The organism is Microbispora sp. ZYX-F-249 (genome assembly GCF_039649665.1).
Lineage (GTDB): Bacteria > Actinomycetota > Actinomycetes > Streptosporangiales > Streptosporangiaceae > Microbispora > Microbispora maris.
Map to the genome: position 1 here is coordinate 1 of NZ_JBDJAW010000012.1, position 22,131 is coordinate 22,131.

The 22,131-nt window shown below is 73.8% G+C and carries 24 protein-coding genes; 9 read left to right on the top strand and 15 right to left on the bottom strand.

The window, feature by feature from the left end; translation table 11 throughout:
* A partial coding sequence (locus AAH991_RS16210) for an AraC-like ligand-binding domain-containing protein (RefSeq protein WP_507185146.1) occupies positions 1 to 385 on the bottom strand: 385 nt, incomplete at its 3' end.
* Positions 386 to 560: 175 nt separating this feature from the next.
* On the opposite strand from AAH991_RS16210, the gene AAH991_RS16215 reads away from it, so the two are divergent.
* Positions 561 to 1,586 (top strand): family 2 encapsulin nanocompartment cargo protein polyprenyl transferase, encoded by a 1,026-nt coding sequence (locus AAH991_RS16215; RefSeq protein WP_346226649.1) that lies wholly within the window; start codon positions 561 to 563, stop codon positions 1,584 to 1,586.
* A 10-nt stretch (positions 1,587 to 1,596) separates the two neighbouring features.
* Here AAH991_RS16215 and AAH991_RS16220 read toward each other — a convergent pair whose 3' ends face one another.
* The 4 genes from AAH991_RS16220 to AAH991_RS16235 are packed head-to-tail and all read right to left on the bottom strand — an operon-like array spanning position 1,597 to position 7,914.
* Positions 1,597 to 2,646, bottom strand: coding sequence for a glucose 1-dehydrogenase (locus tag AAH991_RS16220; RefSeq protein ID WP_346226650.1), 1,050 nt, complete (start codon positions 2,644 to 2,646; stop codon positions 1,597 to 1,599).
* Positions 2,647 to 2,667: 21 nt separating this feature from the next.
* The gene (locus AAH991_RS16225; protein WP_346226652.1) at positions 2,668 to 3,144 is read right to left on the bottom strand and encodes a MarR family winged helix-turn-helix transcriptional regulator; all 477 of its coding nucleotides are present in this window, start codon (positions 3,142 to 3,144) and stop codon (positions 2,668 to 2,670) included.
* The gene (locus AAH991_RS16230; protein WP_346226653.1) at positions 3,141 to 6,143 is read right to left on the bottom strand and encodes an FAD-binding and (Fe-S)-binding domain-containing protein; all 3,003 of its coding nucleotides are present in this window, start codon (positions 6,141 to 6,143) and stop codon (positions 3,141 to 3,143) included. The genes AAH991_RS16225 and AAH991_RS16230 overlap by 4 nt, the downstream gene beginning before the upstream one ends.
* Positions 6,144 to 6,147: 4 nt before the next feature.
* A complete protein-coding gene (locus AAH991_RS16235; protein ID WP_346226654.1) occupies positions 6,148 to 7,914 on the bottom strand; it encodes a thiamine pyrophosphate-dependent enzyme in 1,767 nt (588 codons plus the stop codon).
* Positions 7,915 to 8,017: 103 nt separating this feature from the next.
* On the opposite strand from AAH991_RS16235, the gene AAH991_RS16240 reads away from it, so the two are divergent.
* A complete protein-coding gene (locus tag AAH991_RS16240; RefSeq protein WP_346226655.1) occupies positions 8,018 to 9,106 on the top strand; it encodes an enolase C-terminal domain-like protein in 1,089 nt (362 codons plus the stop codon).
* 90 nt (positions 9,107 to 9,196) lie between these two features.
* Here AAH991_RS16240 and AAH991_RS16245 read toward each other — a convergent pair whose 3' ends face one another.
* Both AAH991_RS16245 and AAH991_RS16250 read right to left on the bottom strand, forming a co-directional pair.
* A complete protein-coding gene (locus tag AAH991_RS16245; RefSeq protein ID WP_346226656.1) occupies positions 9,197 to 9,883 on the bottom strand; it encodes a response regulator transcription factor in 687 nt (228 codons plus the stop codon).
* Positions 9,880 to 11,091, bottom strand: coding sequence for a sensor histidine kinase (locus AAH991_RS16250; RefSeq protein ID WP_346226657.1), 1,212 nt, complete (start codon positions 11,089 to 11,091; stop codon positions 9,880 to 9,882). Before AAH991_RS16250 ends, AAH991_RS16245 begins: the two co-directional genes overlap by 4 nt.
* Positions 11,092 to 11,272: 181 nt before the next feature.
* On the opposite strand from AAH991_RS16250, the gene AAH991_RS16255 reads away from it, so the two are divergent.
* Complete coding sequence (locus tag AAH991_RS16255) at positions 11,273 to 11,506, top strand: hypothetical protein (RefSeq protein WP_346226658.1); 234 nt, start codon at positions 11,273 to 11,275, stop codon at positions 11,504 to 11,506.
* A 56-nt stretch (positions 11,507 to 11,562) separates the two neighbouring features.
* On the opposite strand, the gene ligD is transcribed toward AAH991_RS16255, so the two are convergent.
* A complete protein-coding gene (ligD, locus tag AAH991_RS16260; protein ID WP_346226659.1) occupies positions 11,563 to 12,531 on the bottom strand; it encodes a non-homologous end-joining DNA ligase in 969 nt (322 codons plus the stop codon).
* Positions 12,532 to 12,664: 133 nt separating this feature from the next.
* Here ligD and AAH991_RS16265 point away from each other — a divergent pair, with 133 nt between their 5' ends.
* Genes AAH991_RS16265 through AAH991_RS16280 form a run of 4 tightly spaced genes read left to right on the top strand, consistent with a single transcriptional unit; the run spans position 12,665 to position 15,750 of the window.
* Positions 12,665 to 13,378, top strand: a complete 714-nt coding sequence (locus AAH991_RS16265; protein ID WP_346226660.1) for an ABC transporter ATP-binding protein — start codon at positions 12,665 to 12,667, stop codon at positions 13,376 to 13,378.
* Positions 13,375 to 14,064: an ABC transporter permease gene (locus tag AAH991_RS16270; protein WP_346226661.1), complete on the top strand. Its 690-nt coding sequence runs from the start codon at positions 13,375 to 13,377 to the stop codon at positions 14,062 to 14,064. Before AAH991_RS16265 ends, AAH991_RS16270 begins: the two co-directional genes overlap by 4 nt.
* A gap of 4 nt (positions 14,065 to 14,068) precedes the next feature.
* The gene (locus AAH991_RS16275; RefSeq protein WP_346226662.1) at positions 14,069 to 15,154 is read left to right on the top strand and encodes a sensor histidine kinase; all 1,086 of its coding nucleotides are present in this window, start codon (positions 14,069 to 14,071) and stop codon (positions 15,152 to 15,154) included.
* On the top strand, positions 15,154 to 15,750 hold the full coding sequence (locus AAH991_RS16280; RefSeq protein ID WP_346226663.1) for a response regulator: 597 nt from the start codon (positions 15,154 to 15,156) through the stop codon (positions 15,748 to 15,750). The genes AAH991_RS16275 and AAH991_RS16280 overlap by 1 nt, the downstream gene beginning before the upstream one ends.
* Before the next feature lie 22 nt (positions 15,751 to 15,772).
* Here the strand turns inward: AAH991_RS16280 and sigJ are convergent, their stop codons facing one another.
* Positions 15,773 to 16,690: an RNA polymerase sigma factor SigJ gene (gene sigJ, locus AAH991_RS16285; protein ID WP_346226664.1), complete on the bottom strand. Its 918-nt coding sequence runs from the start codon at positions 16,688 to 16,690 to the stop codon at positions 15,773 to 15,775.
* A gap of 108 nt (positions 16,691 to 16,798) precedes the next feature.
* On the opposite strand from sigJ, the gene AAH991_RS16290 reads away from it, so the two are divergent.
* On the top strand, positions 16,799 to 17,179 hold the full coding sequence (locus AAH991_RS16290) for a hypothetical protein (protein ID WP_346226665.1): 381 nt from the start codon (positions 16,799 to 16,801) through the stop codon (positions 17,177 to 17,179).
* Here the strand turns inward: AAH991_RS16290 and AAH991_RS16295 are convergent.
* The 6 genes from AAH991_RS16295 to AAH991_RS16320 all read right to left on the bottom strand — a co-directional run bounded on the left by AAH991_RS16295 (position 17,176) and on the right by AAH991_RS16320 (position 20,960).
* Positions 17,176 to 17,625 carry a hypothetical protein gene (locus tag AAH991_RS16295; protein ID WP_346226666.1) on the bottom strand — a complete coding sequence of 150 codons (450 nt, stop codon included), beginning with the start codon at positions 17,623 to 17,625 and terminating at the stop codon, positions 17,176 to 17,178. The two genes, AAH991_RS16290 and AAH991_RS16295, sit on opposite strands and share 4 nt — an antisense overlap.
* On the bottom strand, positions 17,622 to 17,855 hold the full coding sequence (locus tag AAH991_RS16300) for a ribbon-helix-helix domain-containing protein (protein ID WP_169982584.1): 234 nt from the start codon (positions 17,853 to 17,855) through the stop codon (positions 17,622 to 17,624). The genes AAH991_RS16295 and AAH991_RS16300 overlap by 4 nt, the downstream gene beginning before the upstream one ends.
* On the bottom strand, positions 17,852 to 18,907 hold the full coding sequence (locus tag AAH991_RS16305; RefSeq protein WP_346226667.1) for a GDSL-type esterase/lipase family protein: 1,056 nt from the start codon (positions 18,905 to 18,907) through the stop codon (positions 17,852 to 17,854). Before AAH991_RS16305 ends, AAH991_RS16300 begins: the two co-directional genes overlap by 4 nt.
* Positions 18,908 to 18,955: 48 nt before the next feature.
* A complete protein-coding gene (locus AAH991_RS16310) occupies positions 18,956 to 19,423 on the bottom strand; it encodes a hypothetical protein (RefSeq protein ID WP_346226668.1) in 468 nt (155 codons plus the stop codon).
* Positions 19,424 to 19,427: 4 nt separating this feature from the next.
* Complete coding sequence (locus tag AAH991_RS16315) at positions 19,428 to 19,994, bottom strand: hypothetical protein (protein WP_346226669.1); 567 nt, start codon at positions 19,992 to 19,994, stop codon at positions 19,428 to 19,430.
* Between the two features lie 216 nt (positions 19,995 to 20,210).
* Positions 20,211 to 20,960 carry a hypothetical protein gene (locus tag AAH991_RS16320; protein WP_346226670.1) on the bottom strand — a complete coding sequence of 250 codons (750 nt, stop codon included), beginning with the start codon at positions 20,958 to 20,960 and terminating at the stop codon, positions 20,211 to 20,213.
* A 416-nt stretch (positions 20,961 to 21,376) separates the two neighbouring features.
* Here AAH991_RS16320 and AAH991_RS16325 point away from each other — a divergent pair, with 416 nt between their 5' ends.
* The gene (locus AAH991_RS16325) at positions 21,377 to 22,123 is read left to right on the top strand and encodes an SDR family NAD(P)-dependent oxidoreductase (protein ID WP_346226671.1); all 747 of its coding nucleotides are present in this window, start codon (positions 21,377 to 21,379) and stop codon (positions 22,121 to 22,123) included.
* Positions 22,124 to 22,131: the final 8 nt, after the last annotated feature.

Here is a 22,131-nt window from a genome sequence, read left to right on the forward strand (position 1 = left end):
TCAGTGACTTGGCCGGATCGCCGTCGGCTCCCCGCCACATCCGCAACGGCCGGGAAGAATCGATGAGGAGCAGTTGTCCCGCGTGGAAAACGGCATCCCGGCCCGCCTGCGTCATACGGCCACCGCCCTCGAGAATGACGTGTAACTGGAAAACTTCCGGATCCGACTGCCGGATGAGCTTCGCGGGCCGGCTCGCCTGCAACATGTGGTGGTCCATGACCGACAGCTGCACCGCGCCGAGGTCGAATGCCTGCGCCGACCCCGCGAAGCGGGCGGGGTCATCCGTGCTCAACCGCACCCGCACAAGCCGCGACATGGTGTCGATCCAATAGGACAAACGATCCTGTACGGCCAAATCTCTGGTGCTCCACTCGATAATTTTCATACGTATCCTCGGCGGGTCATTGGTATGAAAAATGCTGGTTTCGAAGCAGCAGGATGATGGCTTGACGACATGGTGCAGTCAAGATCGAGGACGAAAGTGTCGTGGGGTGACGGCCGGGGTATGCCGACAAGTCCAGCCGGCCTGTGGGTCCACTCGAGCCCGAGGTGGTGGGAGCGTGACGGAACCGGTGGCAGCGGGAGTGCGGACCGCGGAGGACGTGCTCGCCCGGACGCGTGACCTGGTGGAACCCGCCCTGCGCCATGCGGTCGGCACCCTGCCTCCGTCGATGCGCAGGGTGGCGGGATACCACTTCGGATGGTGGGACGCGCGGGAGCGGCCGGCGCGGGCGAGCGGCGGCAAGGTCCTGCGGCCCGCGTTCACGCTGCTGGCGGCGGAGGGCGCCGGGGGAGACGCGGACGCGGCGCTGCCCGCCGCCGTCGCGGTCGAGCTGGTGCACAACTTCTCCCTGGTCCACGACGACGTGATGGACGGCGACACGGTCCGCCGCCATCGCCCCACGGTCTGGAACGTCTTCGGCCGCCCGGAGGCGATCCTGGCCGGCGACTCCCTGCTCGCGCTGGCCTTCACCGTGCTCGCCGGGGGCGGCAGGCCCGCCGAGAGCACGCGGGCGCTGGCCCGCTGCGTCCAGTCGCTGCTGGACGGCCAGAGCGCCGACCTCGGCTTCGAGCAGCGCGCGGACGTGAGCCTGGGGGAGTGCGTGCGCATGGCGGAGGGCAAGACGGGCGCCCTGTTCGGCTGCGCGTGCGCCCTCGGCGGGCTGCACGGGGGCGCCACCGCCGAGCAGGTGGCCGCCCTGCGGGTGTTCGGCGAGCGCGTGGGCCTGGCATTCCAGCTTGTCGACGACCTGCTGGGCATCTGGGGCGACCCGGCCGTCACCGGCAAACCGGTCCATTCCGACCTGCGCAACCGGAAGAAGTCCCTGCCGGTCGTCGCCGCGCTGACGTCGGGAACGCGGGCGGGCGGCGCGCTCGCCGTGCTGTACCGCCGCCCCCTCGCGCAGACCGACCTGCCGCGGGCGGCGCGGCTGGTGGAGGAGGCGGGCGGGCGGGCGTGGAGCCTCGCGAGGATCGACGACCTGCTGTCCGAGGCGCTGGAGGCGCTGCGGTCGGCGGAGCTCGCGCCCGGGGCGGCGGCGGGTCTGGAGGCCCTGGCCCGGCTGGCCGCCGACCGCGACCGCTAGAGCTCCTCTCTCAGCCGAGGGTGAGCACCACCTTGACGTCGTCCTCCCGGCGGTCGAAGGCCTCGGAGTAGCGGTGCAGCGGCACCCGCCGGGAGATCAGCCGGGCGAGCCAGCCGGAGTCGGCCCGGGCGAGGGCGCCGGCCGCGGCGGAGTAGTGGTCGTGGTTGGCGTTGACGGTGCCGATCACGACCTCGTTCTCCAGCACCATCTCGCGGTTGAGCGTCCCGGCGTCCAGCGTGATCCGCCGCCCGCTGGGAGAGACACCGGTCAGGCAGACGATGCCGTACGGGCCGGCCGCGGCGATGGCGCCGAACACCACCTCGGCGGCGCCGGTGGCCTCGATGACGACGTCCGGCCGGGTCGACCGCATCACGTCCTCCACCCAGCCCGTGTGGTATTCCGCGCCGAGATCCGCGACGAGCGCCGGCTTGGGCCCCGTGGTGACGCGGTCGAGCACGTGCACGGCCAGGCCGCGCTGCACGCCGAGCAGCGCGGCGAGCAGGCCGATCGGGCCCGCGCCGGTGACCAGCGCCGTACGCGGCTCGTACCAGGAGCGCGCCCCCACCTTGTCGACCTGCTCCCACGCCTTGGCCACCACCGACGCGGGTTCGAGCAGCACGCCGCACTCGCCGAGGCCGGGGGCGAGCCGGACCGCGTAGGACGCGTCCACGCACCACGTCTCGCTCGCGTAGCCGTCGAGCTCCTTGATGCCCCGCTCCGTGTAGCGGCCGTTGCGGCACATGTCGAACTGCCCGTGCGCGCAGGCACCGCACGGCACGGGGTCGGGCCGGCGCACGAGGCCCACCACGAGGTCGCCCGGCGCGAAGCCGGAGCCGGGCGGGGCCTGCCGTACGCGGCCCAGGGACTCGTGCCCGATGACCAGCCGCTCCCGGCCCGGCGGGCCCCAGCCGTAGTCGCCGGCCACGATCTCCCGGTCCGTTCCGCAGACTCCTACGGCCACGCCCTCCACGAGGAGGCCGCCCGGCCCGGGCTCGGGATCGGGAACCTCGGTCAGCGCCATCGAGTGGGCGCGGTGCGGAACGACGGTGAGGGCACGCATGCGGGACTCCTCTCCCGGTGGTCAGTCGTGGCCGCCCGCGCCGGGGTCGTCCGACGCCGCCGCGGTGAGCTCGCGCAGCGTCCGCGCGAGCGTACGGCGGCTGTCCGGCGGCAGACGGCGCAGCGCGGCCGCGATCTGCCCGCGCCGCGCCGCGCGGATGCGTTCGAGCGAGTGCCTGCCGGTCTCGGTGACGTCGATGCTGACCTCACGGCGGCTGTGCGGGGACAGCAGTCGCGTCAGCAGTCCGGCCGTGTGCAGACGGGCCACGAGGCGGCCGGTGGCCGAGACCGACATGCCCAGCAGGCCGGCGAGCCCGCTCAGGTTCAGCGGGCCGTGCCGGTCGACCGCGAGCAGCACCCGCAACTGGGTGACCGACAGGCCGGCGTCGCGCGTCACCGCGGTGAGGGTCATCTCCACCAGGGCGAGGGAGGCGTCCTCGACCGACCACGCGTCCTCCTCGAGCGCGAGGTCGGTCTCCTCCACGGTCTCGGCGCTCATCGCGTCCCCAGGGCCCGCGCCGGGCCGGGCCTGCACGCGATGCGGCACTCGGGCAGGTCGCCCAGCGGGGTGCCGCGCACCCCGGCCGCCAGCAGCTCCGCCAGGTGGACCGCCCGGCGTCCCACCCCCGCCTGCTCGATCTGGGTGCGGCAGCTGAAGCCGTCGGCGAGGACGAGCGTCCCGGCTCCGGCGGCCCGGATCGCCGGCAGGATCTCGTGCTCGGCGCAGGTCATCGACACCTCCAGGTGACCGGCGGTGAAGCCGAAGTTCCCGGCGAGGCCGCAGCAGCCGCCCACCGCCTCCACTCGCACCCCGGCCCGGGACAGCAGGGCCAGGTCGGCGTCGAAGCCGAGCACCGAGTGGTGATGGCAGTGCGGCTGGGCGACGGCGTCCCGGTCGATCCGGGGCGGGTCCCAGCCGTCGGTCTCGCCGAGCAGTTCGGCGAGGGTTCTGGTCTGCTCGCGCAGCCGGGCGAAGTCCCGGTCGTGCGCGAACAGCTCGGGCGCGTCGGCGCGGAACACCGCCGTGCAGCTCGGCTCCAGCCCGACGATCGGGATGCCGCGGCGCAGCGCCGGGGCGAGGGTCCGCACGGTGCGCCGCAGCACCCGCCGCGCCACGCCGAGCTGGCCCGTCGAGATCCAGGTCAGCCCGCAGCACAGCGTGCCCGGCGGGATCAGCACGCGGTAGCCCGCCGACTCCAGCACCTCCACGGCGGCGCGGCCGACGTGGGGATGGAAGTTGTCGGTGAAGGTGTCCGGCCACAGCACCACGGTCCCGCGCTCGCCTCCTCCCCGGGGTCCGCGCGCCCGGTACCAGTCGCGGAAGCGGGCCGCCGCGAAGTCCGGCACCGGCCGGGCCGGTTCGAGGCCCGCCAGGCGCTTGGCGAACGCGGACAGCACGGGCGCGTGCGCCAGCGCGTTGACGACGCCGGGGGCGAGCGCGGCGACGCGGGCCCACACCGGCAGCCACCCCATCGCGTAGTGGTCGGCCGGCCGGATCCGCCGGGCGTAGTGCTGGGCGAGGAACTCGGCCTTGTACGTCGCCATGTCGACCTGCATGGGACAGTCGTGCCTGCAGCCCTTGCAGGCCAGGCACAGGTCGAGGGCGTCGCGCACGGCGGCGGAACGCCAGCCGTCCCGCACCGCGGAGTCGGCGTGGCCGTTCAGCATCTCGAACAGCAGCCGGGAGCGTCCGCGGGTGGAGTGCTCCTCCTCGCCGGTGGCCCGGTAGGACGGGCACATCACCCCGCCGGTGTGCTCGCGGCATTGGCCGACCCCCACGCACCGCATGACGGCCCGCTGGAAGCTGCCCTCGTCGTCGGGATAGCCGAAGTGGACGGGCGGGTCGGCGGGTGTCCACTCGGGGCCGAGGCGCAGGTTCTCGTCCAGCTTGTACGGCGCGACGATCTTGCCCGGGTTCATCCGGTCGCCGGGGTCGAAGACGGCCTTGACCCGCTCGAAGGCGGTCATGACGTCGGGGCCGAACATCTTCGGCAGCAGCTCGCCCCTGGCCTGCCCGTCACCGTGCTCGCCCGACAGCGAGCCGCCGTACGAGATGACGAGGTCGGCGGCCCGTTCGAGGAAGGCCCGGAAGGCCGCCACCCCGTCGGCGGTCACCAGGTCGAACGGGATGCGGGTGTGCACGCAGCCCTGCCCGAAGTGCCCGTACAGGGAGGCGTCGCCGTAGCCGAACTCCTCGAACAGGCGGCGCAGGTCGCGCAGGTAGTCCCCGAGCCGGTCGGGCGGGACGGCCGAGTCCTCGAAGCCCTCCCACGTCTCGCGCATCCCGGGCACGCGGGCGGTGGCGCCGAGCCCGGACTCGCGGACCTCCCACAGCTTCTTTTCGATCTTCGCGTCGTCGATGAAGGAGATGTGCGGCGCGTGCTCGCTGCCCTTCAGCTCCTTCAGCAGATCGCGGGCCTTGGCGTCCGCCTCCTTCTGCGAACCGGCGCCGAAGGAGACCATGAGCCAGCCGCCGCCCTCGGGCAGCCGCGTGAGCGCGTCGGGATGCATGTGCTTGCGCCGCTCGAAGTCCACGAGCTTGTCGTCCACCCCCTCCAGCTGGAGCGGGCCGTACCGCGCGATGCGCGGCACGGCGTCGGCGGCCACGCCGATGTCGTGGTAGCCGAGCAGCACGAGGCACTCGGCCTTGGGCGCGGGCACCAGGCGCAGCTCGGCCCGCAGCACGGTGACCAGCGTGCCCTCGGACCCGACCAGCGCCCGGGCCAGGTCGAACCCGGCCTCGGGCAGGAGCTGGTCGAGGTTGTAGCCCGACACCCGCCGGGGGATGTCGGGGAAGCGGCGGCGGATCTCGCCGGCGTGCTCGTCCACGATGGCCCGCAGCTCACGGTAGATCCGCCCCCGCGGGCCGTCCTCGGCGGCGATCCGGCCGAACTCCTCGTCGCCGGTCGGCCCCACCCACATGCGCTGGCCGTCGTAGGTGAGGATCTCCAGCCGTGAGACGTTGTCGGCGGTCTTGCCGTACGCCTGGGCGGTCGAGCCGCAGGAGTTGTTGCCGATCATGCCGCCGAGCGTGCACTGGGAGTGCGTGGACGGGCGCGGCCCGAACATGAGGCCGGTGTCGGCCAGCAGCCGGTTCAGCACGTCGAGCACGATGCCGGGCTCGACCACGCAGGTGCGCGCCGCGGCGTCCACCGACACCAGCCGATGGCAGTACTTGGACCAGTCGATCACCACGGCGGCGTTGCAGGTCTGACCCGCCAGGCTCGTCCCGCCGCCCCGTGAGGTGACGGGCGCGCCGTGCTCCCGGCAGACGGCGATCGCCTCTGCCGCCGCGTCCACCGTGCGCGGCACCACCACGCCCAGCGGCACCTGGCGGTAGTTCGACCCGTCGGTGGAGTAGGCGCCCCGGCTGCCGGGGTCGAACCTGACCTCGCCGTCCACCCGGGCGGCGAGGTCCCGCTCCAGGTCGCGCACCCGCACGTACGGCCGTCGCGGCCGCTCCGTCACGGGCGTGGGTACGAGAACCTGGCCGGTCATGGCGTCACCGCCCCAGTTGAGAGATCTTGTCCTTGAACAGCGTCGTCGCGATGGCCGCCTTGTGCGGCTGCCCCTTGAGGAACGCCTCGGCGAACTTGACCGCCTGGTCGCGGGCGACCTTGCCCGGCATGGGCGGCTCGTTCGGGTCGACGTCGACGTCCACGAGCGCGGGTCCCGGATGCGCGAGGGCCTGCCGTACGGCCTCGTCCACCTCGGCGGGGTCGGTGACCTTGCGGCCGTACCCGCCGCAGGAGCGGGCCCAGGCGGAGAAGTCGGAGGTGGGCGCGCCGAACCTGACCCCGTGCTCGGGGAACCCCAGCACCATCTGCTCCCACAGGATCTGGCCGAGCGAGCCGTTGTTGTTCACCACCACCGTGATCGGCAGGCCGAGCCGGGCCGCGGTGAGGAACTCGGCCATCAGCATCGCGAACCCGCCGTCGCCGATGAACGCGATCACCTGCCGGCCGGGGTGGGCGAGCTGCGCCGCGATCGCGTACGGCAGGCCGGGCGCCATGCTGGCGAGGTTGCCCGACAGGTAGAACTCCCGGTCGCCGCGGATCGTCCAGTGCCGGGCCGCCCAGGTGGCGATCGTGCCGGAGTCGCAGGTGAGGATGGCGTCGTCGGCGGCGGCCCGGTCCACGCAGCCGATCAGGTACTGCGGGGCGACGGGGGTGCGCCCGGGGTTCTCCAGGGCGGTCATGTCGTCCCGCCATGCGGCCATGGCCTCCTGGTACTTCTCCAGGTGCGCCCGGTCCTCGTTGCGGTTCAGCAGCGGCAGCAGCGCGGCGAGCCCCTCCTTGGCGTCCCCGACCATCGGCACCTCGGTCGGCAGGCGCACGCCCGCGCGGGCGGGATCGGCGTCGAGCTGCACGACGCGGACCTTGCCGGGCTCGGGCAGGTGCTTGGTGTAGGGGAAGTTGGTGCCGACCATCAGCAGCGTGTCGCAGTCCTCGACCAGTTCCTCGCCGGGTTTGGTGCCGAGCAGGCCGATCCCGCCCACGGCGTACGGCGAGTCGTCGGGGATGACCGCCTTGCCGGGCAGCGTCTTGATCACGGGAGCGCCCAGCGTCTCGGCGACCGCCAGCACCTCCGCGCGGGCGTGCAGGGCCCCGGCCCCGGCCAGGATCGCGGGCCGCCGGGCCGCGTTCAGCACCTCGGCGGCGGCCCGCAGATCCTCCTGCCGCGGCACGCCGGGCGGGGACAGGTAGACGGGGGCGCTCGCGGGGGGCCGCGCGGGGGCGACGTGCTGGTAGGGGTCGGCGTCGGCGGGGGCCACCTGGACGTCGTTGGGCAGGCACAGGTGGGCGACCCCGCGCCGGGCGTATGCCGTGCGGATCGCGATGTCCACCACGCCGGGCAGCTGCGCGGGATTGTCCACCACCAGGTTGTACTCGGCCACGTCCTCGAACACCCGGTCGAGGTGGACCTCCTGCTGGTAGCCGGTGCCCAGCACGCTGGTCTCCTGCATGCCCGTGATGGCCAGCACCGGCTGGTGGTCGAGCTTGGCGTCGTACAGGCCGTTGAGCAGGTGGATGCCGCCGGGGCCCGAGGTGGCCAGGCACACACCGATGCGGCCGGTGGCCTTCGCGTGCGCGGCGGCCATGAACGCGGCCGCCTCCTCGTGGTGCACCAGCACGAACCGGACACGGTCGGATTGGCGGCGCAGCCCTTCCATGATGCCGTTGATGCCGTCACCGGGAAGCCCGAAGACCGTGTCGACACCCCAGTCGGCGAGTCGTCTGATGAGTACTTCGGAGGCGATTTCCGTCATATAGGCCGCGCTGCCCGGGGAATGGGAAGCCGAACACTCACCACATGGAAAATCTTTCCTTCGTGCCGGAGTCGCAGGGTCATGCCCGGGTAGGGGCACGCCTGTGATCAGGGACCTCCACGTGGCGGCGTACCGCGTGCCGACCGACCGCCCGGAGGCCGACGGCACGCTGAGCTGGGACGCGACCACGATGGTGGTGGTCCGCGCCGACGCGGGCGAGGCGGCCGGGCTCGGCTGGACCTACGCGCCGGCCGCCGCCGCGACGGTCGTCACGGACCTGCTCGCGGCGGTGGTGCGGGGCGGCGACCCGATGGACGTGCCGCGCCTGTGGACCGCGATGGTCCGCCGCGTGCGCAACGCGGGCCGCACGGGCGTCGCCGGCTACGCGATCTCCGCGGTCGACGTCGCGCTCTGGGACCTCAAGGCCCGGCTGCTGGACGTGCCGCTCGCCCGCCTGTTCGGCCTGGCCAGGCCGTCCGTGCCCGTGTACGGCTCGGGCGGGTTCACCACGTACGACGACGACGTCACGACGGAGCAGCTCGCGCGCTGGGCGCACGAGCAGGGCATCCCCCGCGTCAAGATCAAAATAGGCGAGTCCGCCGGCACGGCGCCCGCCCGGGACCTGCACCGCGTCGCCCTCGCCCGCCGCGTCGTCGGGGAGGCCGCGGAGCTGTACGTGGACGCCAACGGCGGTTACACCGCGAAACAGGCCGTGCGGATGGAGCGCCGGATGCGCGACCACGACGTGCGGTGGTTCGAGGAGCCGGTCTCCTCCGACGACCTGGCCGGGCTGCGCCTGGTGCGCGAGCGGGCCGACGCCGACGTCGCGGCCGGCGAGTACGGCGGCGACCTCGTCTACTTCACCCGCATGTGCGCGGCGGGCGCGGTCGACTGCCTGCAGATCGACGCCACCCGCTGCGGCGGCTACACGGGCTGGGCGGGCGCGGCCGCGATCGCCGCCGGGCACGGGCTGGAGGTGTCGGCGCACTGCGCGCCCAACCTGCACGCGCCGGTCGCCGCGGCGACCCCGAACCTGCGCCACATGGAGTGGTTCCACGACCACGTGCGCATCGAGGGCGACCTGTTCGACGGCGCGGCCGATCCCACGGGCGGCGCCGTGCGCCCGGCGGACGCGCCGGGCCACGGCCTGACGCTGCGCGCCGACGCGGCCGAGCCGTACCGGGTCGGCTAGTTCGGTCCTGGGGTTCGCGCCGGACGACGCTGTAGCGGAGCAGCAGGTGACGGCGGTAGCGGGAGCCGGGCAGAATCTCGGCGCAAGTGATCATTGTGTCGTGTCGTCGAGCAGCCCGGCGTCGTGGACGAGCAGGGCGATCTGGACGCGGTTGTTGAGGCCGAGCTTGGCGAGGATGCTCGACACGTGTGTCTTGACGGTGGGGACGCTGAGATGCAGCGATGCGCCGATCTCGGCGTTCGGGCCGCCCCGGCCGACCGCCACCGCGACCTCCCGCTCCCGGTCGTTGAGCAGTGCCAGGCGCTCCGCGGCCCGGGCCCGCCGCCGGTCCTGACCGTCCTCGGCGACCCGGGCGATGAGCCGCCGGGTGACCGCCGGTGACAGGACCGGATGCCCGGCCGCCACCCGGCGGATGGCGTCGACGATCTCGGCCGGCGGGGTGTCCTTGAGCAGGAACCCGGCGGCGCCCGCGCGCAGGGCGCGCAGCACGTGCTCGTCGGCGTCGAAGGTGGTCAGCACGATCACCTCGGGCGCGCCGTCGCGGGCGCGCAGCGCCTCGGTGGCGGCCAGGCCGTCCATGACCGGCATCCGGATGTCCATCAGCACCACGTGCGGCCGCGCCCGCCCGGCCATGGCCAGCGCCTCGGCGCCGTCCCCGGCCTGGGCGAGGACGCGGATGTCGGGAGCGCCGCCGAGCATCATCACCAGACCGGCCCGGACCAGGGGGTCGTCGTCGGCGATGAGCACACCGATCGGCGCGGCTTCCGGCGTGATCATGTAGGCCACGGTAGCCAGGCCCGCACGCGCCAGCCACCCCGGCCCCCGTCGCCGTCGCGGCGCACGGGCCCGTGCTCCAGCCGTCCCCCTGCCAGGGTGACGCGCTCGGCCAGGCCGGCGAGGCCGTGGCCCCCGCCGGCGGCGTCCGGTGCGACGACGTCGGCGGCGGGGGCGGGGGCGGGGGCGTCGTTGACCACCTCGACCGTCAGGCCCTCGCCGGGCGCGCCGGTCAGCCGCAGGCGGACGGCGCCCCCCGGCGCGTGCTTGCGGGCGTTGGTCAGCGCCTCCTGCACGACGCGGTAGGCGGCGTGGCCCGTCCGGTCCGGGACCGACTCGCGCGCGCCGAGGTCGTCGCACAGCTCGACCCGCATGCCCGCCTGCCCCGATTCCGCGACGAGCCGCTCCAGGTCGGCGAGGGAGGGCGGGCCGGGCCGGGTCGGCGCGGACGGCTCGCCGGCCGGGGCGCGCAGCACGCCGATCACCTCGCGCAGGTCCTGCAGGGCCTGGTGGGCGCTCTCCCTGATCACCCGCGCGGCGCGGGCGACGTCGGCGGGGTCGGCGCCGGGGTTGAACTCCAGCGCCCCCGCGTGCACGCTCAGCAGCGACAGCCGATGGCCGAGCACGTCATGGATCTCCCGGGCGATGGCCTCGCGGACCTGGTGCTGCGCCTGCTCGGCCCGCAGCCTCGCCTCGGTCTCCAACCGGGCCACGCGGTCGCGCTGGGCCAGCACGAGGCGGCGCCGGTGGTGGACGAACAGCCCCCAGCCGACCGCAGCGCCCTGGAGGGCCAGGCCCAGCGTCAGCATCGCGAGCGGTGGTATGTCCGGATCGGGGCGCAGACGGGTGAAGACGGCCGCGGCGAGGAGGCTGAGCGCGAACACCGTCCCGGAGGTCCGCGGGCGGCGGTGCACCGCGACGGAGAAGAGCGCGGCCAGCATCGGGCCCGCGATCATCTCGAAGACGGCCGACAGGGCGACGAGCGTCACCGCGAGCCCGACCGGCCACCTGCGGCGCAGCCACAGCGCCGCGCAGCCGAGCATGCTCACGAGCTGGTCGAGGGGGAACAGCCACGCCGGTGGCAGGGGCGTGGCGTGCAGACGCTCCACCGACGTGTAGAAGCCGAACGCGACGGCGAGCACGAACATCGCCGAGTCCACGAGCCAGTCGCGCCGGCTTCGCCGGTGCCGGGGGGCGGCGGAGGGATCCATAACCCCCGCAGCGTACGACCCGGCGGAGGGCGTCCTCACGGCCGTGCGGCGAAGACCATACCGAAGTCGGGCGGCATCCGACTTCGGACGGCTCACATGGCGCACGCCGCAGACCTTCGCCGGACGGGAGCATGCCGACACCCGATCCCCCCGGGGTCCGCCGGTCCCTAGCGTCGTGGCCATGCGCAACGTCATCCGACTCGCCGGGGCGTTCCTGGTCGCCGCGGGCATCAGCGGAATCATCGACCACCTGGCCGTGCAGCCGTTCTGGGGCGCGATACTCAACGTCTTCAACCGCCAGGTCATCCCGCGCCTGGACTTCCTGACCGGCTATGAGATCTACGCCAACCTGTTCGTCGCGGTCGTCGGCGCCGTCGTGCTCGCCGCCGCCCGGACGCCCGAGGACGGAGCCTGATCCGCGGCGTCTCGCCATGGCGGCCGGGCTCGGGGGCGCGGCGTGACAGAGCGCGGTCATCCCTCCCCGCGGACGACCTCGCCGGGGTCCTTGTCGTCGCGCAGGCCCCGCCAGGAGGGATGGCGCAGCCGTCCCTCGCCGGTCCACTCGGCGAACTGCACCTCGCCGACCAGCACCGGGTCCACCCACCGGCCGCCCCTGGCCTCCTCACGGGTGATCCCCTCGAACGGGGGCGTGTCCCGCCGCAGCGGGGCCAGGCGCTCGCCGAGCCGCCGCAGCGCCTCGTCGGTGAACCCGGTGCCGACGCTCCCGGCGTACCGCAGGCGCCCGCCGTCGTCGTTCACGCCCACGAGCAGCGAGCCGACGGTGTTCGCGCGGCGGCCCTCGCCGGCCCGCCAGCCGCCGACGACGACCTCCTGCGTACGGACGTTCTTGACCTTGACCCAGTCCGGGGAGCGGCGGCCGGGGCGGTAGGGGGAGGCGAGGCGCTTGGCCACCACGCCCTCCAGCCCCATCCGCCGGGAGTCGGCCAGCGCGTGCTCGCCTCCGTCGGTGTAGTGGGGCGGGACGGCCCAGTGGCGCCCGGCGTGGACGAGGTCCTCAAGGCGGCGGCGCCGCTCGGCGTAGGGCACCGCGATCACGGTGGCGGCGCCGACGTGCAGCACGTCGAACAGCAGGTACGTCACGGGCGTGGTGACCACGAGCTGCCTGATCTTCAGCGGGTTGCGCTGGTGCATGCGCGGCTGCAGCGCCCCGAAGGACGGCCTGCCCCGCTCGTCGAAGGCGACGATCTCCCCGTCGAGCACCGCCGCGTGACCGCCCGTGGCATCGGCGAGACCGGCGAGTTCGGGGTAGGCGGCGGTGATGTCCCTGCCGTTGCGGGAGATCAGCCGCAGCGTGCCGTCCTCGACGTATCCGAGGGCGCGGACCCCGTCCCACTTCATCTCGTGCGCGTAGTCGCCCTCGGGCTCGGGCAGCCGCCCGAGCTGAGCCATCATCGGCGCGTACGCCGGAAGGCCGGCCATGCCCTGCTGGTACCCCGGCCTGTCCCGTAGTACCCCCTGACCTGCGACGACGTGCCGCCATCCTCCGAACGGAGGATGCCGGGCGACGTGTCGGGTGATGCCGCGCGAGCGGCGCCGCCGGGAACCTCGAAGCATGGAAGCCATCGAGGTGACAGACCTCCGCAAGACGTACGGGGGCACCCACGCCGTGGACGGGGTGACGTTCGCGGTCCGGGCCGGTGAGACGTTCGGGATCGTCGGCCACAACGGCGCCGGCAAGACGACGACCGTGGAGTGCCTGATCGGGCTCAGGCGAGCCGACGCGGGCACCGTCCGCGTGCTCGGCGAGGATCCGGCACGCAGGCGGCGGGCCCTGGCCCAGCGCCTGGGCGTGCAGCTGCAGGACAGCTCGCTGCCCGAGCGGATGAAGGTGGCCGAGGCGCTGCGCATGTTCGGCTCCCTCTACCGCGACGCGGCCGACTGGCGGCGGGTAATGGACCGCTGGAGCCTGCGGCCGCTGGCGAGGAAGGCGTTCGGCGACCTGTCGGGCGGGCAGAAGCAGCGGCTGATGCTCGCGCTCGCCATGGTCGGCGACCCCGAGGTGGTCGTGCTCGACGAGCTGACCACGGGCCTGGACCCGATCGCGCGCCGGGAGACCTGGCGGCTGATCGGCGACCTGAGGACGGCGGGCACCACCGTGGTGCTGGTCAGCCACTACTTCGACGAGATCGAGGCGCTCTGCGACAGGGTCGCCGTCTTCGCCCGCGGCCGCGTGGAGGCGACGGGCACCCCGGCCGAGCTCATCGCCCGGACCGGTACGGCCTCACTGGAAGAGGCCTACATGGCCCTGGAAGGAGCGGATCGATGAAGGCGTTCACGGCTCTGACGGCCGCCGAGCTCAGGCTGCTGTCGCGCGACCCCGCCTCGCTGTTCTTCATGGTGGCCTTCCCCCTCATGCTGCTGGTGCTCAAACGCGGCGACAGCGGCGCGGTCCCCGGCTACCTCGCGATGATCGCCGCCATCGGCGGCATGGGGGCGCTGCCGGGCCTGCTGGCCTCCTACCGCGAGCGCAAGGTGCTCAAGCGGCTGGCCACCACGCCGATCTCTCCCGTCCTGCTGCTCGGCGCCCAGCTGGTGGCACAGGTCGCCGCGGCCCTGGCGGGCTCCGTGCTGCTCGTGGCCGTGACGATCACGGTGTTCGGCGCGCAGGCCCCCGCCGACGTCCTCATGCTGGCCGCGGCCTTCCTGCTCTGCTCGGTGATGGTCTGCGCGCTGGGCTTCGTGATCGCCGCCGTCGTGCGCAACACCAGGGGCGCGAGCCTGATCGGCATGCTGGTCATGTTCCCCATGATCTTCCTGTCCGGCGCGGCCGTGCCCAGGAAGGCCCTGCCCGGCTCGCTGCGTCAGATCGGCGATTTCCTGCCCCTGACCCCGGCCGTGGACGCCCTGGGGGACGCCTGGTCCGGCACCGCCGCGATCTTCCCCCTGCTGGTCCTGGCGGGGATAATCGTGGCGGCCACGGCCGCCGGCGCCGCGCTGTTCCGATGGGAGTGAGGACGTGAACGTCTGGGAGGCGCGCTGGCTGCGCGCCTTCCACATGCTGTACTACGCCTGCCTGGCACTCGGGCTGGTCCTCGCGTCCGGGGAAGGCGCCGGCCCCGGCCCGCTGACACTGGCGATCGTCGCGCTCATGGCCGGCTGGCACGGCTTCTTCGTGGCGAGGCGGCCGCGTCTGCTCGGGCGGGCGAATCCGATGGCGTTCCACCTGGCGGTCGTCTGCGCGCTCTACATCGTGCTGGTGATGCGGGACCGGTCCTTCGACGTGGTCGTCTTCGGGCTCATGCCCCAGCCGTACCTGATGCTGGCGAGCCCCTGGTCGTACGTGGGGGCGGTGGCGACGGTCCTCAGCACGTTCGCCGCCAGGGGCTATCTCGACGAGCCCGGCGTCTTGTGGCGGCTCGTCGGCAGTTCCGGCCTCGTCGTGGCGATCGGGCTGTTCGTCGACTACGTGTCCCGGCAGAGCGCCCAGAACCGCACGGTCGGCGTGCTGGAGGAGCGGGCGAGACTGGCCAGGGAGATCCACGACACCCTCGCCCAGGGGCTGAGCGGCATCGTCACCCAACTGGAGGCGGCCGAGCAGGCGATGCCCGACCTCAGCGCCGTGCGGAAGAGGATCGCGCTGGCCAAGGAGCTGGCGCGCGACAACCTGCAGGAGGCGCGGCGCTCGGTCGACGCGCTGCGGCCGGGCCCCCTGGCCGGCGCGGGTCCCGAGGCGGCGCTCGCGGAGGTGGCCGCGCGGTGGTCGCGGACGTCGGGGGTGGCGGCGGCCGTGGCGGTGGAGGGGACGCCCCGGCCGCTGCCCGGCGAGGTGCAGACGACGCTGCTGCGGGCGGCGCAGGAAGGGCTGGCGAACGCGGCCAGGCACGCCCGGGCGGGCAGGGTCGCGATCACGCTGACCTACATGGACGACGAGGTGACGCTGGACGTGTTCGACGACGGGGTGGGTTTCGATCCGGACGCGCCCGGCGCGGGGTACGGGCTGGCGGCCATGCGGGAGCGGGCCGTCGGAGTCGGGGGAACGCTGACCGTGGAGTCCGCACCGGGAGAGGGGACGGCGCTGTGCCTGCGGATCCCCTCAAACTGATGATCGTCGATGACCATCCGGTGGTCCGCGACGGGCTGCGCGGGATGTTCGACCACGTGGCGGACATCGAGGTGGTGGCGGAGGCGTCCGACGGGTTCGAGGCGCTGGCCATGGCCAGGCGGGCGCGGCCGCACGTGGTGCTGATGGATCTGCGCATGCCCGGCCTGGACGGCGTCGGGGCGATCGAGCGGCTCCGGGCGGACCATCCGGAGATCAGGGTGGTCGTGCTGACCACCTACGACACGGACGCCGACGTGGCCCGGGCCATGGCCGCCGGGGTGGCGGGCTACCTGCTGAAGGACGCGCCGCGTGAGGAACTGCACCGGGCGGTGCGCACGGCCGCCGCGGGCGGAGCCGTCCTGGCCCCGTCGGTCGCCTCCGCGCTGATGAGCAGGCCCGCGGCGCAGGAGCCGAGCCCGCGCGAGCTGGAGGTGCTGCGCCTGGTGGCGCGGGGCTCGGCGAACAAGGAGATCGCCAGGGCGCTGCTGATCAGCGAGACGACGGTGAAGACCCATCTCAAGCACGTCTTCGCCAAGCTCGGCGTCGACAGCAGGGCGGCCGCCGTCGTCGTGGCCATGGAGCGCGGGCTCATCTAGGACCCGAGCCGGAACCGGAGGATCAGCCGTCGCGCGCCCACGGCCGCAGCTTCTCCGGGTTGCGGACCGCCCAGATCCGGGTGACGCGGCCGTCGGCGACGTCGAACGAGGCCACGGCGATGACCGCGCCGGCACTGCGGGCCACCAGGCCCGGCAGGCCGTTGACCGGCCGCTCCAGGAGTTCGAGCCCCGGCGCCTTGCCGGCGATGGCGACCATGTACTGGGCGATGCGCGCGGCGCCTTCGATCGGGCGCAGGGCGGTGCCGGCCATGCCGCCGCCGTCCGCGGTCATCACGGCGGCCGGGTCGAGGAGCTCGACGAGCGCGGCGATGTCCTTCGTCTCCCATGCCTGTTTGACGTGCCGCACCACGCCGGCCTGCCCGGCCGCCATGACGGGAACGCGCGCGGCGGCCACCCGCCGCCGGGCGGAGGCCGCCAGTTGCTTGCAGGCCGCGGGGGTCCGGCCGAGGACGCCGGCGATCTCGGCGAAGGGGTAGCGGAAGACGTCGTGCAGGACGAACGCCACCCGCTCGGCGGGCGTCATCGACTCCAGGACGACGAGGAAGGCCATGGTCACCGATTCGTCCATGACCACCTGGTCGGCGGGGTCGGCCCCGTGGCCGCGGTCCCGTACGGCGAGCCCGTGGAGCGAGGCGGGCAGCGGCTCGGGGAGCGGCTCGGGGAGCCACGCGCCGACATAGCGTTCACGCCGGGCCCGTGCCGAGCCGAGCAGGTCCAGGCAGACGCGCCCGGTCACCGTCGTCAGCCAGGCGCCGGGGGACACGATCTCCTCCCGCCGGTTTCGCGGCAGCGCGTACCAGCGCGCGTAGGCCTCCTGCACGGCGTCCTCGGCCTCGGCCAGCGAACCGAGCAACCGGTAGGCGACGTTGATCAGTTGCCGCCGCTCACCGGCCACCTCGTCGGTCCTCGTCCCCGCCATCCCCATGATCCCGGCGGCCCCCTCGCCTTACCTTTCGCGGGCCCGCGTCGTCGGGCTGGTGAGACCTTATCGATCTACTGCCCCCGGGGCGGAACAGGGGACCGTGACATGGCCACCCAGACGGCGACGGCACAGCGCACCTTCTCGTTTCTGCGGATCGCGATCATCCTGCAGACCCTGACCATCTTCCTTCAAGCGGTCTCCGCGGGACTGCTGCTGACCGCGTCCTACGGAGAGACGCTGCACAGCATCGGAGCCCGCGTGATGTACGGGGCGTCGATGCTGTACCTGCTCGCGGCGGTGCTGGCGTGGAAGCCGGGCGGCGGCTCGCCCCGGCCGATCTGGCACGCGTCCGGGTTCCTCGTGCTCGCCTCCGTGCAGGTCGTCCTCGGCATCGCGCACGTGCCGCCGGCCCATCTCCCCCTGGGCGTCCTGATGTTCGGGCTGAGCGTGCTGGCGCTGGCGCGGCCCCGTCGCCCGCTCGTCTAGGGGAGGATCTCCAGGCGGATGTCGAGTCCCTCGTACAGGTAGGGGGTCGCCGTGATGATGCGCCAGCCGCGGCGGGTGGCGTGGACCGCGGCGTGGGCGGCCACCAGCACGTCGGGCAGGTGCGCGTCGGCGACGGCCGGCCGGTGGCGCCGCAGGCTCGCCATGATCGCCTGCGCGTACGGGCCGCCTTCGACGGCGTCGTCGGGGGAGAGCGCGCCGGTGACCACCATCGACATGCGCAGGAAGCGTTCGAGCCGGGGCTGGACGGGGCCGAGCGACAGCACCTGGACGGCGAGCGCGGGGACGAGGAGGGTGACGCCGTGGGCCGAGGACTGCCGCACGACGGCCCTGCCGTACATGCTCTTGCCCTCGATCAGGTGGACGACGGCGTCGAGGTCCAGCACGTGGCCGGACAGGACGCCGGCCGGTGGGACGGGGTCGGTCACGCGGCGTCCGCCTTGGCGCCGCCCGTCATCAGCCGCGCCGCGCGGGCGCTGTCGTCATCGGTGATCCCGTCCTGCCAGCCCGGCCCCCATAAATCGGCCATGATGGCCAGGTCGCCCTGGATGCGCCGCCGCTCCCGCAGCGCCGCGGCGATGTAGGCCGAGGCGTTGCCGGACGCCTGCGCCTCGTCGGCCAGCTCGTCCGGCAAGGAGATAGTAATCTTCTTGGTCATACTTGGGAGGCTACCCAGTCATACTGTCGGCGGTCCACCGGTTCGCGGAAAAGCCCCGGCGAGGTGGCGGGCACACGGCAGGCGAACCGGACGGCTCTCGTCGGCGCGGTCTCCTGGTCGCCGCGGGCCGCGCTCACCCGCACCTCGTACGTTCCCGCGCCGGGCAGCCGCAGGTCGCAGCCGCAGGCCGCGATCGGCAGCGGCGAACGCTCGAATCCCGTTCCGGCGTCCACGTCGCGCAGATCGAGCCAGTAGCCGCTCGCGCCGAAGACCCGCGACCAGGAGACCCGGGCCGTGGAGCCGCGGACCGCCACGGTGAGCCCGCCGGGCGGGCGGATCGGCAGCGGCTCGGCGACGGCGGGAACCGGCGTGGCGAAGTCCAGCCGCCCGCCGTGGAAGGCCCGGGAGTAGGCGTCCGCGAAGGCCTTGGCGATTTTGAACTCGCCGGCGCTGTTGGGGTGCAGCCCGTCGTAGGTGTCGGCGTACGGGTCGTAGACGGCCGCGAGGCCGACGGGGACGACGGGGGAGTCCGGCGTGGACAGGGCGGCAAGGACACCCGGCAGGCGCGCGTTGTACGCCTCGACGATCCCCGGCAGGTGCGGCAGATGGGGCAGCGGAGTGCGCCGGACGACGTCGGCCACGAGGAAACGCAGGTCCGGGCGGACCGCGCGGGCCCGGCGCACGAACTCCCCGACGTGGGCCAGCAGCCGCTCGGGGCCGCTCACGCCCCAGGCGAGGTCGTTGAACCCCAGCGCGACCATGAGGTGGTCGGGCCGGTGGGCGGCGACGGCGTCCGCGACGCCGCCCCTGGCCTCGTCCATCAGGCCGCCCCAGCGGGCGTGGTGCCGGTCGCCGGGGAAGACGATCCCCGGGCGGTAGCCGCCCGCGCGCACCTCGGCGGCGCCCTCCTCGGACGCCAGGTCGGGCAGGGCGCAGGTGCCCGTCCACGGCCCGGCGAACCGCACGGGCTCGCCGCACGCGGCGAAGTGGCGGGCCAGCCGGTACCGCCAGGTGTAGTCGCCCTCCAGGCCGTGGCTGATCGAGTCACCCACGATCATGATCGTCGGACGCGGAATGGCACGCCTCCCGGGGATCGTCCGTCACCGGCCGGCCGTCGCGGCGGTGCGGGCACCGAGCAGGTTCCGCACCGGCCGGGCGTACGCGGCGTACAGGATGCCGAGCGCGGCCAGCAGCAGCAGCGCGGTGAACACCCACTCCATCGAACCACCGGGGCCGTAGACCCGGTTCTGCCGCCCCACGTCCACGGCCGCGGTCCGCTGCCCCTCGCGCAGCATGTCGCGGTCGGCGCCGTACAGCGCGACGCCGGTCCGGCGGACCGCGCCGTCGGACGAGCGGAAGTCGCCCGTCCAGGTGCAGGACTCGTGCCCGGGGTGGCGGACGCACTCCACCCGCCGGGCGGTGAACGACCCGGGCACGCCGTCCGCCCGGGCGGCCCGTACGACGGGACCGATGCTCGGCACGGCCAGGAAGAGCAGGAAGACCGCGAGGAAGGTGAGGACGGCGATGAAGAACGGGGAGCGGCCGCCCGCCCCGGACCCGGCCGTCACGCCGTCACCTCGCGAGCGCCGGGGCGCAGGAGCAGGCCATCAGCGCGCGCTCGGCGGTGCTGGGACGACGGTGGAGGATCATCGCGACGACCATCGGGATCGTCACGAGGGTGTTGTAGAACAGGTGCAGCTCCATGCGCGGCACCAGCAACTGGATGATGCTGGTGGGCGCCGGGCGGCCCAGCAGGTTCGCTCCGGCCAGCGCCTGCACGAGCAGCAGGAAGTGCTCGAAATGGTGCCAGACCTGGATCCCGAGGGACACGTTCCACCAGACGCGGGCCCGGCCGGTGAAGCCGTGCCTGAGCATGATCAGCCCGACCAGCATCAGCAGGGCGTAGCCGTAGTGCATCCACTCGGACGTGACCAGCCACGGGAAGGGCAGGCCGAGCACGCCGCGGGCTTCGGGAAGGCTCCAGCCGAGCACGTAGACCTGGATGGCCTGGGCGATGTGCTCGCCCCAGTGGGCCACGACGATGAAGGCGAAGACACCGAGCGCGGCGCGGTGGTGCCGGGCGTTGAGCTCCCCTCCCCGGCGGGAGGGGTGGAATGCGGAAACCGCTTCGGTCGCCATGCGCAAACCTCGATCCGGGAGGGGTGGACTGCGGGCCCGGCACGGGATCACGGGCCCGTACGCCCCATTGTTCGATCACGCTCGCGCGGCGCCTTCTTCCATCGTGCGGTGTTCGATCGCAGGCACGCGGACGGCCCCGCACGCGGAGAGTGCGGGGCCGCCTCCGATACCGGGATCGGATACCCACGTGGTGCCGGGCCGTGCGGCTCCGGCCGGTCAGCGCGTCCGGAACGACGACCGGCGCTCGTATCGGACGCTCGTGAACCGCTGCTGCTCGTACCGGGGGCCGCCCCGGTAGGCCGTCTCCCTCAGGCGCTCGCTGCGCCGGGACTCCACTCGTTTGACGAGGCGGTCACGCCGGCCCGACACCCTCTCGACCAGGCGGGAGCGCCGCTCGTCGACCCTCTTGGACACCCGTGCGGTCCGGGCCGACTCCCTCGTGCGCAGCTCGGACAGCCGTTCCCGCATCCGGTAGCGCACCGGTGCCGTACGGACCGTGCCGTAGCTCACCGACCGTGCCCGGTAGCGCTCGGAACGGTACTCGGACCGGGTGCGCGTGCCGTCGTGGTACGAGGCGGGCGGGTCGGCGGCGGGCGGGTCGGACCCGGTGCTCCCGGACGCCTGCCACTCGCTCGCCCTGATCCGGTCGCGTTCGGCGCGGGCCTCGGCCCTGATGCGGTCCCGGTCGGCCCGGCCCTGGGCCCTGATGCGGTCGCGTTCCGCCCGCGCCTGATCGACGATGCTCTGCTCCTCGGCCTGCGCCTGCTCGGCGGTCATCATCGGGGGGCTCTCCGAGTACGCGATGGCCTGCGCCGAGCCGCCCGGCTCGCTCCCTCGGGGCGCGATACCGGCCGCGGCGTAGCCGCCGGCGGCGAAGGCGGGACCGCTCAGGACCGCGGCGCCTCCCGCCGTCATCGCCGAGACGAAGACAGTCGCTAATGCCAGCTGTCTGCACTTGCGGTACATGGTGCCTCCTTGAGCCCGACTGGGCCGGGCGGATCAGATCACCAGGGTTTCGTGGTCTCCTGGATCCGGCCGCGGCTCACCCCTGGGCCGCCCCGCCGGACGACGGGAATCGGTGTGGTGGACGAGGGGTGTTTCGCCGGGCGCATCGCGCCTTGCGGCCTTGTCTCGATCCTCCGCCGGGCCGCGCGAAACCGTCTAGGGCGTTTGACCCAAGCGTGCCCTCCGGCCTCGGAGGATCTGACCGCCGGGGGCAGCGCTGCGGAAGTATCGGCCGGGGTGTTTGCGGCCCCTTGTACGCACGAGCAGCCTGGGGTTGCCCCGGCAATTCTCCGGTCGCATCCGTCACTCCCGGCACGCTCGGCGAGCCGGCCGCCTCCCGCGAGGCGGGTACACCCAGGGGCGAGGGGGTGGGGCGGATGCGGCTGGCGGGGGCACGGGTGCTCGTCACGGGCGCGTCGTCGGGGATCGGCGCCGCCACGGCGCTGGAGCTGTCGGCGCGCGGCGCGCGGCTGGTGCTGTCCGGGCGCGACGAGGAGGCGCTCGCCGGCGTCGCCGCCCGGACCGGCGGCGAGGCGCTGCCCGCCGACCTGTCCGACGGCACCGTCGACCGGGGCGCGGACCTCGCCGTACGCGCCGGGCGGGTGGACGTGCTGGTGGCGTGCGCGGGCGAGGGCTGGAGCGGGCCGCTCGCGCGGATGTCCGGCGGCACGGCCGAACGCGTGATCGCGGTCAACCTGACGGCTCACCTGCAGCTCACCCGGCTGCTGCTGCCCGGGATGATCGAGCGCGGCCGGGGCCACCTCGTCTACGTCGCCTCGATCGCCGGTGTGGTCGGCGTGCGGGAGGAGGCGGTGTACGCCGCGAGCAAGGCGGGCCTGCTGGCCTTCGCCGAGAGCCTGCGCTACGAACTGCCGGAGGTCGGCGTGACCGCCGTGGTGCCCGGGGTGGTCGACACGCCGTTCTTCGCCCGGCGCGGCAGGCCGTACACCCGCCGCAGGCCGGCGCCCGTCCCGCCGGAGCGGGTGGCCCGGGCCATCGCGGTCGCCGTCGAGCGCGGGCGGGCCGAGGTGTACGTGCCGGCCTGGCTGCGCCTGCCCGCCCGCCTGCACGGGGCCGCGCCCGGGGCGTTCCGCGTCCTCGCCCGCCGCTTCGGCCGCCCGTGAACGCGTGA